General features: G+C 66.7%; 14 protein-coding genes. 1 reads left to right on the top strand and 13 read right to left on the bottom strand.

The features are described 5' to 3' along the window. Positions 1–31: 31 nt before the first annotated feature. From AWC02_RS02120 to AWC02_RS02060, 13 genes are all read right to left on the bottom strand, one after another. Positions 32–571, bottom strand: coding sequence for a hypothetical protein (locus tag AWC02_RS02120; protein WP_085126780.1), 540 nt, complete (start codon positions 569–571; stop codon positions 32–34). Between the two features lie 17 nt (positions 572–588). Beyond that, positions 589–1077, bottom strand: coding sequence for a mammalian cell entry protein (locus tag AWC02_RS02115; RefSeq protein ID WP_085126828.1), 489 nt, complete (start codon positions 1075–1077; stop codon positions 589–591). Beyond that, positions 1074–1739: a mammalian cell entry protein gene (locus AWC02_RS02110; RefSeq protein ID WP_085126778.1), complete on the bottom strand. Its 666-nt coding sequence runs from the start codon at positions 1737–1739 to the stop codon at positions 1074–1076. Before AWC02_RS02110 ends, AWC02_RS02115 begins: the two co-directional genes overlap by 4 nt. After that, entirely contained in the window at positions 1736–3436 is a 1701-nt protein-coding gene (locus tag AWC02_RS02105; protein WP_085126776.1) for an MCE family protein, read from the bottom strand. Before AWC02_RS02105 ends, AWC02_RS02110 begins: the two co-directional genes overlap by 4 nt. Before the next feature lie 6 nt (positions 3437–3442). Next, on the bottom strand, positions 3443–4618 hold the full coding sequence (locus tag AWC02_RS02100; protein ID WP_085126774.1) for an MCE family protein: 1176 nt from the start codon (positions 4616–4618) through the stop codon (positions 3443–3445). Next, positions 4615–5940 (bottom strand): MCE family protein, encoded by a 1326-nt coding sequence (locus tag AWC02_RS02095; protein WP_085126772.1) that lies wholly within the window; start codon positions 5938–5940, stop codon positions 4615–4617. The genes AWC02_RS02100 and AWC02_RS02095 overlap by 4 nt, the downstream gene beginning before the upstream one ends. Further along, a complete protein-coding gene (locus AWC02_RS02090; protein ID WP_085126770.1) occupies positions 5937–6995 on the bottom strand; it encodes an MCE family protein in 1059 nt (352 codons plus the stop codon). The genes AWC02_RS02095 and AWC02_RS02090 overlap by 4 nt, the downstream gene beginning before the upstream one ends. Further along, positions 6982–8019 carry an MCE family protein gene (locus AWC02_RS02085; protein ID WP_085126768.1) on the bottom strand — a complete coding sequence of 346 codons (1038 nt, stop codon included), beginning with the start codon at positions 8017–8019 and terminating at the stop codon, positions 6982–6984. The genes AWC02_RS02090 and AWC02_RS02085 overlap by 14 nt, the downstream gene beginning before the upstream one ends. Further along, positions 8019–9191: an MCE family protein gene (locus tag AWC02_RS02080; RefSeq protein ID WP_085126766.1), complete on the bottom strand. Its 1173-nt coding sequence runs from the start codon at positions 9189–9191 to the stop codon at positions 8019–8021. Before AWC02_RS02080 ends, AWC02_RS02085 begins: the two co-directional genes overlap by 1 nt. Positions 9192–9231: 40 nt before the next feature. Then, on the bottom strand, positions 9232–10074 hold the full coding sequence (locus AWC02_RS02075; RefSeq protein WP_085126764.1) for an MlaE family ABC transporter permease: 843 nt from the start codon (positions 10072–10074) through the stop codon (positions 9232–9234). After that, a complete protein-coding gene (locus AWC02_RS02070; RefSeq protein ID WP_085126763.1) occupies positions 10071–10835 on the bottom strand; it encodes an MlaE family ABC transporter permease in 765 nt (254 codons plus the stop codon). Before AWC02_RS02070 ends, AWC02_RS02075 begins: the two co-directional genes overlap by 4 nt. A 238-nt stretch (positions 10836–11073) precedes the next feature. Next, complete coding sequence (locus tag AWC02_RS02065) at positions 11074–11988, bottom strand: 3-oxoacyl-ACP reductase (RefSeq protein ID WP_085126761.1); 915 nt, start codon at positions 11986–11988, stop codon at positions 11074–11076. A 77-nt stretch (positions 11989–12065) separates the two neighbouring features. Next, entirely contained in the window at positions 12066–12260 is a 195-nt protein-coding gene (locus AWC02_RS02060) for a ferredoxin (protein ID WP_046316706.1), read from the bottom strand. Positions 12261–12452: 192 nt separating this feature from the next. On the opposite strand from AWC02_RS02060, the gene AWC02_RS02055 reads away from it, so the two are divergent. Next, positions 12453–13631 (top strand): acyl-CoA dehydrogenase, encoded by a 1179-nt coding sequence (locus AWC02_RS02055; RefSeq protein ID WP_085126759.1) that lies wholly within the window; start codon positions 12453–12455, stop codon positions 13629–13631. The last annotated feature ends 29 nt before the right edge of the window (positions 13632–13660 follow it).

Genomic DNA, 13660 nt, shown 5'->3' with positions numbered 1-13660 from the left:
CCGCCGCGGCCGAGCGCGGCGGATGCCGGGCTCAGCTACACAGGTGGATGGGGTTGTCCTGGCAGGTCAGGGGGTAGTGAATCACCGGATTGGGCAGCGGCGAAACGAATGTCAGCGTGAAGGGGTGTTTCTCCAGCCCGGGCTGCAGCCCGCAGACCGCGCTGTGGGAATGGGTATAGGTGCCCCGCAGCGACGTGTCGAACTGGTACATCTCTTCGCTGGCGGCCGTGGTGCCGTCGGAGCATTTGGTGCCGGCCAGGATCGGCGTCTTGTAGGTCCACTGTCCGTTGGACAGCCGGTAGGCTCCGGCCTGCCCCGGCGGACCGTTGCTCTCGACCTGCAGTTTGCAGCCGATCGCCAGGTGCAGCGGCACCCTTCCGTCGCCCACGGTGGGCACGCACAGTGGGTAGATCCGCCAGGTGGCGGTGGTGTTGCCCTGCGTGTAGGTGAAGACGCCCTCGAGCGTGCCCTCCGGCGCCGCATCGTCGTCGGCGGCGGCCGGGGCGGCCAGCCCGGTGGCCGCCGTCATCGCCACGGCCACAGCCACCAGGCCTCGAATGAGTTTTCCCATGGCACCCATCCTTTCCGCTAGATCGGCACGATATTGCTGATGAGCCATTTGCGGTCGATCTTGCGGAAGTCGACGCGCAACCGGCTGCCCTCGTAGTACTTCTCCTTGGACTTGCCCGTCACCACCCGGTTCACGAAGACCAGCACCGAACCGGTGGTCCGCTTGGCGTCCAGTGCGCCGACGCCGACCACGTCGACCTGGTTCACCAGCTGCTTCTCCCGGGCCTGCGGAATGATCTCGTTGACGGCCCGGGCCTCGAACTCGCGACGGTAGTCCCCGGTGAACAACGGGAACGTCTCGGTCAGGCTGCGCTCCACGGTCTTGTACTCGTAGCCGAGTACTTTGGGAATCTCGTCGGTGGTCAGCTGGGTCAGCTCGGTGCGGGTCGCCTGTTCACCGCGCGCCTCGACCCGGCTCCAATACAGCGAGCCCGCGGTGGCACCGAGACCCACGAATACTCCCAGCAGCCCGACCATGGCGACGAGCCCTGCCCATCGGCGACTCATCGGCTGCCGTCCGGCCACTTCAAGTCGTAGGCGGTCATGTTGCCGGCGGCGTCTTCGTGGACGATGATCCGCAACGCGTAGGGCTGCGACGGCTTGTTGACGCCGTCAGCGTCGGTCGCGGTTGCGCGCATCGCCACCAATACCGACGCATTGCCGGCGACATCGTCCACGCTCTCCAGGGCCGCGGCGTTGATCACGGCCTCGGAACTGTGTTTGGTCTCGCGCAGCAGCGCCTTGAGGTTCTCGGTATTGCTGGCCATCGTGTCTCGCAGCGGGCCGCTGGTGCCCGCGACGAAGCGCTCGACCTGCTCGTTCACGGTGTCAGGCGTGTAGTTGTACATGTTCAGGACGGTCTGGACTGCGGTGTCGACGAAACGCTGGTCGCGGCTGTCGGAAGCGACGGCGTGCCGATGCTGTAGCAGCAGCACCGCCACCGCCCCGCCCAGCACGGTACTGGCGCCCAGCACGGCGGCGGCGGCCAGGACGGCAACTTGCCGGGCGTTGGCTCGCCGCCGGGGCGGCGGTCCCACCGGGCGCGCCGCTCGCACGGCGGCCCGGCTCGGCGTCGGCACCTGAACGGCCGTCGCCTCGGCGGTGTCGCCGGCCGGACCGGCCGCACGCGAGGCCCGGCGCCGCGGCCTGGTGGGCTCGGGACCGGTCACGTCTGCCTCGGCTCGAGCATCAGGTCGGCCCAGTTCTCGGCGGGCAGCCATTTGTCGGCTCCCGAGACGAACACGCCGGTCTCACCTGCGGGGTCGACAAACTTGCCGCTGCGCTGGTCGTAGCTGCTGTAGGCCACGCCGTTGGCTTGGGCCTCGGCCGGTGCCGGCCCGGGCGCCGGCCCAGGCGCGGGATCGCGTCCGTAGGCCGGCAGGCCGCCGTTGCCCCCGGGGCTGGTCGGCATGTTCTGGTCCGGCGGCGCGTAGTAGGGCCACGGCGCCGGGGCCGGCCCCAGCGCGTTCGGCGGGTAGGGCAGCGGGAAGGGCGGGTTGGGCGCCGGCCCGGGACCCGCGGGCACACCGGGCGGCAGGGCCACCACCGGCGGGCCGGGATCGTAGTCGGCCTCCGGCGGGATGTACGGGAACTTGTTCATCGGGTTGGTCATCCGGGGGTCGGTGACCGGGGTGCCGTAGGGAACCGGCGGACCACGCCACGCATTGCTGCCGATCGGGACAAAGCCCCTGGGGTCACGGCACAGTTGAATGGTCGGCGCCCGTTTGCCCGGGTATTCCATACAGGGATAGTTGCGCGCACCGCGGACCGCGACCGAATCGTTCTGGGCCGCTTTGCAGTACAGATCCTTGGGCAGATCACGCACCGTCTCGTCGGCAGGCGAGCGCATGTCGGTGAACGGCAGGAACCCGACGGTGCACGGCGGCGGGTCGTGCATGTCGATCTTGAAGTCCAGCTTGACGCCTTCTTCCATGGGCACGCCGCCGGCGACGGTCATCAGCGCGGCCATCAGCGCGGGGAACACCACCAGCGCCTGTTCGATCGACTTGCGGTAGATGACACCGATCCGCCCGAAATTGGCCATGCTGGCGGCCAATGTGGGGAACGACGCCCGGATCCCGCTGAAGGTGGTGTTCACCTCGTCGGTCACGGACGGCAGGATCTGCAGCACCTCGCGCAGTTGCGGATCGGCGTTGCGCACCTCGGTGGTGACCGCCGCCAACGAGCGGGTCAGTCTCTTGATGTCGTCCCCGCTGCGAATCTGAGCGTCCAGGAACGGCTCGAACTGGTCGATGAGCGCCGACGTCGCGTCGAAGTTGTCGTTGGCCTCGTCGACCAGTTGCCTTGATGACGCGATCATCCGGGCCAGTTCCTGCCCCGAACCGTTGAACCCCTCGAACGCGCTGTGCAGCAGTTCCCGCAGCCGGCTGTTGGCGACGCTGTTGACCAGTGTCTGGGCCTCGTCGAGCAACCCGGCGATGTCCTGGCCGATCGCGGTGCGGTCCTGGCCGATGCGGGCACCGCCGCGCAGCGACCCGGCGGCCGCGGCCGCGGTGGCGTCCGCGGGCGGCACCAGGTCGATGTACTGCTCACCGATCGCGGACATGCTCTTGACGGTCGCGGTGACGTTCCCCGGGATCTTGGCGCTGCTGTTGAGCCGCATCTGGGCGTCGACCCCGTGGTCGGTGAGACGCACGTCTTCCACCCGGCCCACCGTCACGCCGCGGTAGGTCACATTGGCGCTCTTGTAGATACCGCCGCCACCGATGAAGTCGGCGGTCACCTTGTAGGTGCCGATACCCAGCCGGCTCGGCGCATGCAGGTACAGGATCGAGATGGCGCCGACGGCCAGCACCGTGACCACGGCGAAGATCCCGAGTTGGATTCGGACGAGTCGGCTCAGCATGGCAGGTCATTCCTCATAACGGACAGCCGTTCCGGGCGGGATCTTGAACGGGTCGGCCGCCTGGCCCGACAGGTTGGCCATCTCGCCGATCAAAAAGTCGGGCGGATTCAGGACCTCGTGCATGTGCGGCATGTTCGGGTCGAAGGCCCCGGTGGTGAATATCGACTCGCCGAACCGCCGCAACGTCATGTCGAAGGTGGTGTACACGTTGAGGTAGTCGCCGCGCACCGCATTGCGCAGGTACATCGACGGGAACGGGAACGTCGGGATGAACGGGAACGCCGACACCAGTTCGTTGGCGTTGTCGGCGAAGGCTTTGACGATCGGGTACAGGTCCTTGACGTCGGCGGCGAAGTCCTCTTTGGTCTCGGTCATGATCCGCGAACCGACGATCGCCAACCGCTGCAGCGCCCCGAACGCATCGACGATGTTGGAGCGGTTGTCGTTGAGTACCTGCAGTGCGGCCGGCATGGTCTCCAGTGCCCGAGCCAGGCTGGGAGCACTGCCGGCCAGGGTCGCCCCGACCCGGTTCAGGCCGTCGGCGGCCGCGATGATGTCGCGGGCCTGCAGGTCCAGCGACGCGGTGAGCTCGGCCAGGCGCGGCAACAGACCGGTGAAGGTGCCGACCCGGCCGGCGACCGCCGCGTAGGCCTCCTCGGTGATGTCCTGCAGTGCTCCGAGATTGCCCTGGTTGACCACCACTCCCAGCGACGACAGCACTTCTTCGGTGCTGGGGTAGCGCCCGGTCCGGCTCAGCGGGATCTGATCGCCGTGAGCGAGCCGGCCCACCGCCGCTTCATCGTGCGGTTCGGACAGCTCGATGTGTTGGGAGCCCAGCAAAGAGGTCTGAGCGACTTTGGCGATGGCGTTGGCCGGCAGCACGACGTCGCCGTCCAGCGACAGTTTGACCGCTGCATAGAAGCTGCCGTCGGGCTGCTGGACTGCTTCAAGCCCGGAGACACTGCCGACGGTGACGTCGTCGACCATCACCGGTGAGTTCTGCGGCAGGGTCGTCACATCCGGCAGTTGCACCGTGATGCTGTAGGACCCGCGGCCATGGCCCGCGGTGCCGGGCATGTTCAGCGAGTTCAGACCGCCGAACTGGCATCCGGACAGCACCAGCACGCCGGCGCCCAGGACCGCTGAGCGCCGAGCGGCACCGGCCAGAGACTTCACGCTCATCCGCCCTCCCCTGGTGCACCGGCTCCAGGCTGCTGCGGGCCCGGGGCCCTGCCCAGCTGCCCCGGCGCCGGCGGCGGCAGGAACAGGGCGGCGACGTCGTCGTGGCTGGGCGGGGTGACACCCGGCTCGGGCATCCACTTCAAGTAGGGCACCGGGGTCTGCGCCTTGGCCTCAGTGGCCGGGGTGTCGTAGATGATCTGGCCCTTGTAGGCGGTGATCGAGTTGATCGGGTGGAACAGGAACGGTATGAAGTTCATCGCCCAGCGGCGCATGACCGGACCCATTCGTTCCTTGCAGATCTCGGCCCGCTTGAAGTTGTCCGGCACCGAACCGACGTCGAACACGCCGCCGCAGATGAACTGCACGGGGTTGGCGAAGTCGGGCAGCGACAGCAAGCCCGACAGGGTGCCCTGGGCGGGGTTGTAGATGTTGTAGAAGTTGACCAGCCCGTGCGGCGTGATGTGCAGCACCTGCTCCAGGTCCTCGCTCTGGTCACTGAGCACCTTGGTGAACTCCGACAGCTTGTCGACCTGGGCGATCAAGGCGTCGTTGTTGTCGCGCAGGAAACCCCGCACATCGCGCAGCGCCTGGTTCAGGGTGCCCAGTGTGACGTCCAGGTCGGTCGAACTGTCGGCGAGCACCGCGGACACGGCGGCGACGTGATCGGTGAACTGCACGAGCTGCTCGTTGCTTCCGGACAGCGCATCGACCAGCACCTGCAGGTTCTTGACGGTGCCGAACAGGTCGGTGCGCGAGTCGCCGAGCCGGCCGGTCGTGGCCGACAGCTCCCGCAGTGCGTTGCGGAAGGAGTCCCCGTTGCCGTCGAAGGTGTCCGCGGCCTGGTTGACGAACACGCTCAGCGCGCCGTTGGCCTTGCCCGGCTCGGGTGCCAGTTGCGCGCTGAGTTGCGTCAGCTCCTTCTTGACCTCGTCCCACTCGACGGGCACCGCGGTGCGATCCTCGCCGAGCACTGCTCCATCAGCCAGTCGCTCGCCTCCGGTATAGGCCGGCGCAAGCTGAATGACCCTCGCCGACACGATGTTCGGCGCCATCAGCACCGCGTGCACGTCCGCCGGCAAGGACACGTCCCGGTTCACCGACATGGTGATCTTGACGTTCTCCGCGCGCGGTTCGATCGACTCGATCCGGCCGACCGGGACCCCCACCACCCGAACGTCGTCACCCGGATACAGGCCGACCGCCGAGGCGAAGTAGCCGGTGATCCGGTAGCCACGCTGCGCGGGCAGCACCAGATACACCCCGGCGGCCAGCAACACGGCCAGTACGCCGGCGAGCACGATTCGCGAAGTCGGGCGCGTCATGGCGACTTCGGCTTAATCACGGTGCGCTCGGAAATCATCCCGCGCAGGTAGTCGGCCAGGCTGTCCGGCAGTTTGCCGGGCTGGAAGTACATGTCGAGCAGCACCTCGGACATAGTGGGCGGCGGCAGGCCATAGAGGTTGATCTGGAAACCTGGGCCCGAGGAGACCACCTCGCCCAGTGTGGTGGCGTATCCGGGCAACCGGTCCAGCGCACCGGCGATCCGGTCCTTGCGCTCGATCATGTTGTCCAGCACCAGGTTGAGCTTGTCCAGGGTCGGACCGATCTCCTGGCGGTTGTCGGCGACCAAACCCGACAGCTGTTCGGATACGTCATCGATGCCCGCGATCAGTGCGCCGAGCGCCTGCCGGCGCTCGTCGAGCGCGGCAAAGAGCTGGTTGCCGTCGAGCACCAACTGATTGACCTGCGCGGCGCGCTGGTTGAGTACTCCGGTGACCGACTTGGCGTGGGTCAGCAGCTGGCCCAGCGCCTCGTCACGGCGGTTGATGCTGCGGGACAACGCCGCCACCCCGTCGAGCGCCCCGCGTAGCTGCGGCGTCGCTTCGCGCATCGAGTCGGTCAGAACGGCCAGCGCCTCCTCGAAACGCGGCTTGTCCAGGTCGCGAACATTGCCGCCGAGGTCCTGCAGCGCGTTGTTGAGCGTGTAGGGCGAGCGGGTGCGTTCCAGCGGGATCTCCCGCACCGATCCGGCACCGCCCGGCGTGATCGACAGCGCCTTCTCACCCAGCACGGTGTCGGTGCGGATCGCGGCCAGCGACTGGTCCCCCACCCGTACATCGCGGTCAACGGTGAAGTTCACCTTGGCGCTGGCTCCGTCCAGCGCCACCTTGGTCACCTTGCCCACCCGGATCCCCGACACTGTCACGTCGTTGCCGGGCATGATCCCGCCGGCATCGGCGAAGTAGCCGTGATAGGTCTTGCCCTGCGGATAGAACGGCAGGCTGGTGTAGCCGAAAGACACCAAGAGCAGGCAGGCGATCAGCGCGATGCCCAGGGTTCCGGTGCGAACCGGATCTGAGCGGTCAATTTTTGACAGGAGAACACCTCCCCTTGGTGGTGTCGGTCTGTCCGCCCATCGGCAGGATGATGTCGCTGCCGGCGGGTCCGTTGAACTTCATCGAGACCGTGCAGTAGTTGATGTTGAAGAACGAACCGTAGGCGCCCAGTGCGTTGAGCCGCAGGTAGTTCTCTTCCAGCGGATCGATGACGTCGTTGAGCTCCTGCTTGCGCTTGTTCAGCACGGTGGCCAGCGGCCGCGCGTTCTCGATCACGCCCTGCAGCGGCCGCCGGGTGCGGCGCAGCGTGTCGGTGAGATCGTTCTCGACGGCGGCCAGCGGGCCGATCGCCCCGGCGATCGCGTCCTTGCCCTCGGCCAGGCCGGTGATGAGCTGCTGCAACCGGTCGACCGTGGCGTCGAACTGCTCGCTCTTTTCGTCGACCGTGGTCAACACCGTGTTCAGGTTGTTGATCACGTCGCCGATCAGCTGGTCGCGGGAGGCCAGGGTGGTGGTGAAGGAGTTGGTGCTGGCCAGCATCTGCGTCAAGGCGCCGCCCTGGCCCTGCAGCAGCTCGATGATCGCGTTGCTGACCTCGTTGATCTTGTTGCCGTCAAGGCCCTTGAGCAGCGGGCGCATCCCGCCCAGCAGGGCGTCGAGGTCCAGCGCCGGCTGGGTGTGCTCCCGGGCGATGGTGCCACCGGGCGGTAGCTTGCGCAGGTCCCCGACGCCCGAGGCGATCTCCAGATAGCGGTCGCCCACCAGGTTCTCGTACCGGATCAGCGCACGGGTCGAGTCGTAGATCTGGTAGCGCTTGTTGACGTCGAAGGTGACCTTGACGTTGTTGTCCGGTGTCAGCTCCACACGTTTGACCGTGCCCACCGGGATCCCGGAGATCCGCACGTCCTCCCCGCCCCGGAGGCGAGACGCGCTGGCAAAGTCCGCGTGATAGGTGTGGCTGGACGCGAACCGGAATTCGCCGAATACCACCACCAGCCCCGCCGACACCAGCAGCATGGCGACGGTGAAGATGCCGACCTTGATCAGGGTCCCGCGCGTGTTCATCAGTAGTCATCCCGTTCCGCGTAGGCGCCGTTGAAGAGGAACTGTGCGGTGGACGGGGCGTCGAACTGCAGCTCGGTGTTCGGCTGGAACGGGATGTAGGCGCTGTCGGTCACCAGGAACGGCGACCGGAACCAGGAGCCGCCGAACTGCTTGCTGGGGATGTCCGGCAGGCCACGACAGTTGGGGCCGCCGGTCGCGTTGGCGATCGGCAGGCTCTCCGGAAAGGTGTAGGCCGGCGCACCGGGCAGGAAGTTGGAGTGCACGTACAGGGCGGGCTTGGTGCCGCCCAGGGACGGGCCGAACCGCTCCAGAGACTGCTTGATCCCCTTGAAGAGGCAACCGAACTCCGGGGAGTACTCGGCCAGCAGGCTGCCCAGGGAACGGAAGCGCTGAATACCGGCGATGAAGTCGTCGGCGGCCGGCGCCAGCGTGTCGTAGCCGTTGTTGGCCAGACCCGTGGTGGCCAGCAGCGCCTGGCTGAGGTTGTCGCGTTGTTCCAGCAGTGTCTTACTGAGGGTCGGAACGTTGTCGAACGTCGTCGCCAGGTCCGGTGCGGCGTCGCCGTAGATGTCCCCGACCACCGCGGTCTTGGCGAATCCCGTCTGCAGCTGGGGCAGTTTGGGGTTGATCTTGTCCAGGTAACCGTTGAGTCCCGACAGCAGCGCGCCCAGGTTGTCCCCGTTGCCCCGCAGGCCCTCGCCCAGCGCGCTGATGGTGCCGTTGAGCTCAACGGGGTCGACCTTTTCCAGCACGTCGGTGAGCTTCTCGAACAGCGTGTTGACCTCGAGCTGGACGGCGGACGCCTGCACGTTGGCCCCGTTGTGCAACGCCTTGCCTGAGGGCTCCGGCGGGGGGATGAACTCCACCGACTTGGCGCCGAAGATGGTGTTGCCGGCGATGCGCACCGCGGCGTTGGACGGGATGTAGGACATCGCCGAGCTGTCCATCGCCAGGATCAGCTTGGCCTGGTCGCCCTGGTATTTGATCGCCTTGACCTTGCCGACCTGGATGCCGCGGTACTTGACCTTGGCGTCCTGCTCCATCACCAGCCCGGCGCGCGACGAGGTGACGGTGACCTTGTCGGTGGAGGTGAACGCCGACGTGTAGGCCAGGTAGGTGAATACCGTGGCGGCAAGCAGGATCCCACCCAGGATTGCCGCAGCAATCCGCACCTGGGTACGCCTCGATCCCGTTTCCACCTGTATGTCCTTGCTAGCCCGAGAGGTTGAAGTTACCGGACCCGCCGTACACGGCGAGTGAAACGAACAGCGTAATGACCACCACCACCACAAGCGACGTCCGCACGGCCTGACCGACGGCGATGCCCACACCGACCGGACCGCCGGCGGCGTTGAATCCGTAGTTGGTGTGCACCAGCATCACCGCGATCGACATGATGATCGCCTGCAGGAAGGACCACAGCAAGTCGGTCGGGATCAAAAAGGTGTCGAAGTAGTGGTCGTAGAGGCCCGGCGACTGCGCGTTGATGAACACGGTGGTGGAGCGTGCGGCGAAGAACGCGGCCAGCACCGACAACGAGTACAGCGGAATGATCGCGATCAGGCCGGCGACCAACCGGGTGGACACCAGATACGACACCGCATGGACCGCCATCGATTCGACGGCATCGATCTCCTCGGCGACCCGCATGGCACCGAGCTGGGCGGTGGTGCCGGCGCCGATGGTGGCGGCCAAGGCGATCCCGGCGACCACGGGCGCCACGATCCGTACGTTGAGAAACGCCGACAGGAATCCGGTCAACGCCTCGATGCCGATATTGCCCAGCGACGAGAAGCCCTGAACGGCGATCACCCCACCGGAGGCCAGCGTCAGGAAGGTGGCCACGCCGACGGTTCCGCCGATGATCGCCAGGGCGCCGGTGCCCATGGTGATCTCGGCGATCAGCCGGACCGTCTCCTTGCGGTATTTGGTCAGGGCGTTGGGGACGTAGCGGATCGAGTCGGCGTAGAACAGGGCCTGCTCGCCGAAGTTGTCGACGGCTTTGGGCATCCAGCGGAACAACCGCCGGAACCGCAGGGTGGCGTCGTAGCTCACTTGACCAACACCCGCACGCTGATCGCGGTCATGACGACGTTGATGACGAACAGGCAGATGAAGGCGTATACGACGGTCTCGTTGACCGCGTTGCCGACGCCTTGAGGTCCGCCTTTGGCGGTCAGCCCGCGATAGCACCCGATCAGTCCGGCCGCGGTACCGAACAGCAGCGCCTTGATCTCGGCCATCACCAGCTCGCCCAGTCCGGTCAGCACCGTGAGGCCGTTGATGAAGGCGCCCGGGTTGACGCCTTGCAGGAAGACGGAGAAGACGTAGCCGCCGACCAAGCCGATGGCGCACACCAGCCCGTTGAGCAGGAGCGCGACGAACGTCGAGGCCAGCGCGCGCGGCACCACCAGCCGGTGGATGGGATCGATGCCCAGCACCCGCATCGCGTCGATCTCCTCGCGGATGGTGCGCGCGCCCAGATCGGCGCAGATGGCGGTGGCGCCGGCACCGGCGACCACCAGCACGGTGACCACGGGCCCCAACTGGGTGATGGTGCCGAAAGCGGTGCCGGCCCCCGACAGGTCGGCGGCGCCGATCTCACGCAGCAGGATGTTGAGGGTGAACGCCACCAAGACGGTGAACGGGATTGCGACCAGCAGGGTCGGCACCAGCGAGACGCGGGCGATCATCCAGGTCTGATCGAGGAACTCGCGGTACTGGAACGGCCTGCGGAACATGGCCCGGAAAGTCTCGATCGACATCTCGACGAAACCGCCCACGGCCCGGGCCGGAACCGTGAGCTGTTCGATCAAGGCACGTCCTTCCCGCAAGTGCGCTTCCGCGGCGTCGGTGGTCGCAAAACTGTATCCGGCAACCTCCTACGACCGGTGTCGTTCGTGCAATTCGGACGCCGCCAGACGTGAGCCGGATCATACTAACTAGAACACGTTCTCAGAGTCAAAAGGCCGTTCTCAGCTCAACGCATGAGACATTTGCCCTGGTCACAGCCATTTGTGACCCACGACACGGTGGAACGCGTTCTAATGGACGCTAGTCGCCGGCCATCAACTCCGAGGCGGAGAAGGTGCGGGCGGGGTCACGCCCAGCGAAGTAGTTGGCCAGGGTGTCCGACAGCGCGGTGGGGTTCCACGCCTGCCCGTCTGCGCTGAACCTGCGCTCCACCGTCGGTGCGGCCATCAGGGTGACCTCGGGTCCATAGACCACGAATACCTGGCCGTTGACCGCCGCGGATGCCGGCGACGCCAGGAACCGGACCAAAGTCACCACGTGCTCGGGCGACAGGGGATCGATCTCGCCCGCCGCCACATCCGGGGCCTGACCGAAAACATCCGCGGTCATGGCGGTGCGGGCCCGCGGGCAGATCGCGTTGGCGGACACGCCGTAGCGGCTCAGCGCCCGGCTTGCCGACAGCGTCAGCGCGGTGATCCCGGCCTTCGCCGCGCCGTAGTTGGCCTGGCCGACCGGTCCCATCAGGCCGGCTTCCGACGAGGTGTTGATGATCCGGCCGTAGACGGTTCCGGTGTCGGACTCTTTGGCCTTCTGCCGCCAGTAGGCGGCCGCGTTGCGGGTCAGCAGGAAGTGCCCACGCAGATGCACCGCGATCACGGCGTCGAAGTCGTCGTCGGTCATGTTGAACAGCATCCGGTCGCGGGTGATCCCGGCGTTGTTGACGACGATGTTGAGCCCGCCCAGGCCGTCGGCGGTGCTGACCAACTCGTCGGCGGTGGACCGTTGGCTGATGTCGCCGGCCACCGGCACGCCCTTGCCGCCCGCCGCGGCGATCTCGTCGATGACGTCGGAGGACTCCAGCGCCGCAGCAATGTCGTTGACCACCACGGTCGCCCCGGAGCGGGCCAACCCGATCGCCTCTGCTCGGCCCAGGCCGGCGGCCGCGCCGGTCACCACGGCGACCTTGCCGGTCAGATCCCTCGCGCTGTCAGTCATCTACGCCGCTCCTTATGCGTCGCCGGCGCCTTGCGGCGCCGGCGGTTATGAATACCTCTAGTCGTTGCCGGTGGAGATTAGTCCTCGACGCGGCGCAGTGCGGCGCGCGGGCATTCGGCGATCGCCTGCTCCGCGTGGGCTTCCCGGTCGGCGGGAACCGGAGCGAATTTGACCTCTGCCTGCTCGTCGTCGTTCAGATCGAAGAGGTCGGGGTCGATTCCGACGCAAATCGCGTTGCCCTCGCAACGATCCAGATCTACCTCAACTCGCATGACATTCTCCTGTTAAAGCCCTGCGCCGACCGAGCACGTCGGGCCGACGTCGTCTACTAGTGTCACCATACGATCAGACAGCGTCCCCAAACGACCCGCTAGGGCCGTTGGACCCCGGGAATAGAACGTGTTACAACGAGCTGTCGAACTGAATCTTATCGTGACACCGATCACCAGCGAAGGACTCCCCCGATGCAGATCAGCTACACGTCGGCCCAAGAAGAGCTGCGCAGCGAACTGAGGTCCTACTTCGCCACGCTGATGACGCCGGAGCGGCGCGAGGCACTGAGTTCGACTCAGGGCGAGTACGGCACCGGCAACGTTTATCGCGAGACCGTGGCCCAGATGGGCCAGGACGGCTGGTTGACGCTGAGCTGGCCGAAGGAGTACGGCGGCCAGGCGCGTTCGGCGATGGATCAGCTGATCTTCACCGACGAGGCGGCGATCGCCGGCGCCCCGGTGCCGTTCCTGACCATCAACAGCGTCGCCCCGACGATCATGGCGTTCGGCACCGAGGAGCAGAAGAAGTTCTTCCTGCCCAAGATCGCGGCGGGTGAGCTGCACTTCGCGATCGGCTACTCCGAGCCGGGCGCCGGCACCGATCTGGCCTCGCTGCGCACCACCGCGGTGCGCGACGGCGACGAGTACGTGATCAACGGCCAGAAGATGTGGACGTCGCTGATCGCCTATGCCGACTATGTGTGGCTGGCGGCCCGGACGAACCCGGAAGCCAAGAAGCATCGCGGTATCTCGATGCTGATCGTTCCCACGAGCGCGGAGGGGTTCTCCTGGACCCCGGTGCACACCATGGCCGGCCCGGACACCAGCGCCACCTATTACCAGGATGTGCGGGTGCCGGTGAGCAACCTGGTCGGCGAGGAGCACGCGGGCTGGAAGCTGGTCACCAACCAGCTCAACCACGAGCGCGTTGCGCTGGTGTCGGCGCAGCCGATCTTCGTGGCTCTCGAAGAGGTTCGCGAGTGGGCGCAGAACACCAAGGATGCGCACGGCAACCGGATCATCGACTCCCAGTGGGTGCAGCTCAATCTGGCGCGGGTGCTGGCCAAGGCCGAAGTGCTCAAGTTGATCAACTGGGAGCTGGCCTCCTCGGACAAGGCCGCGCCGTCCCCGGCGGACGCCTCAGCGGCGAAGGTCTTCGGCACCGAGCTGGCCACCGAGGCTTACCGGCTGCTGATGGAGGTGCTCGGCACCGCCGCCACCGTGCGCCAGGACTCCCCCGGCGCACTGCTGCGCGGACGGGTGGAACGGATGCACCGCGCGTGCTTGATCCTGACGTTCGGCGGCGGCACCAACGAAGTGCAGCGCGACATCATCGGCATGGTCGCCCTGGGCCTGCCCCGTAACCGCTGACCTAACTACCCCAAGGACTTTGGAGGCAA

The sequence above is a fragment of the Mycolicibacter engbaekii genome, assembly GCF_002101585.1.
Taxonomy (GTDB): Bacteria; Actinomycetota; Actinomycetes; order Mycobacteriales; family Mycobacteriaceae; genus Mycobacterium; species Mycobacterium engbaekii.
Note: the sequence above shows the minus strand (reverse complement) of the source record. Positions and strands in the feature narration are given on the sequence as shown.

Bases quoted from the DNA above. Each gene is read 5' to 3' on its own strand.
- AWC02_RS02115 (WP_085126828.1), bottom strand. From the start codon at position 1,077: ATGAGTCGCCGATGGGCAGGGCTCGTCGCCATGGTCGGGCTGCTGGGA.
- AWC02_RS02105 (WP_085126776.1), bottom strand. From the start codon at position 3,436: ATGCTGAGCCGACTCGTCCGAATCCAACTCGGGATCTTCGCCGTGGTC.
- AWC02_RS02060 (WP_046316706.1), bottom strand. From the start codon at position 12,260: ATGCGAGTTGAGGTAGATCTGGATCGTTGCGAGGGCAACGCGATTTGC.
- AWC02_RS02055 (WP_085126759.1), top strand. From the start codon at position 12,453: ATGCAGATCAGCTACACGTCGGCCCAAGAAGAGCTGCGCAGCGAACTG.
- AWC02_RS02100 (WP_085126774.1), bottom strand. From the start codon at position 4,618: ATGAGCGTGAAGTCTCTGGCCGGTGCCGCTCGGCGCTCAGCGGTCCTG.
- AWC02_RS02085 (WP_085126768.1), bottom strand. From the start codon at position 8,019: ATGAACACGCGCGGGACCCTGATCAAGGTCGGCATCTTCACCGTCGCC.
- AWC02_RS02065 (WP_085126761.1), bottom strand. From the start codon at position 11,988: ATGACTGACAGCGCGAGGGATCTGACCGGCAAGGTCGCCGTGGTGACC.
- AWC02_RS02095 (WP_085126772.1), bottom strand. From the start codon at position 5,940: ATGACGCGCCCGACTTCGCGAATCGTGCTCGCCGGCGTACTGGCCGTG.
- AWC02_RS02120 (WP_085126780.1), bottom strand. From the start codon at position 571: ATGGGAAAACTCATTCGAGGCCTGGTGGCTGTGGCCGTGGCGATGACG.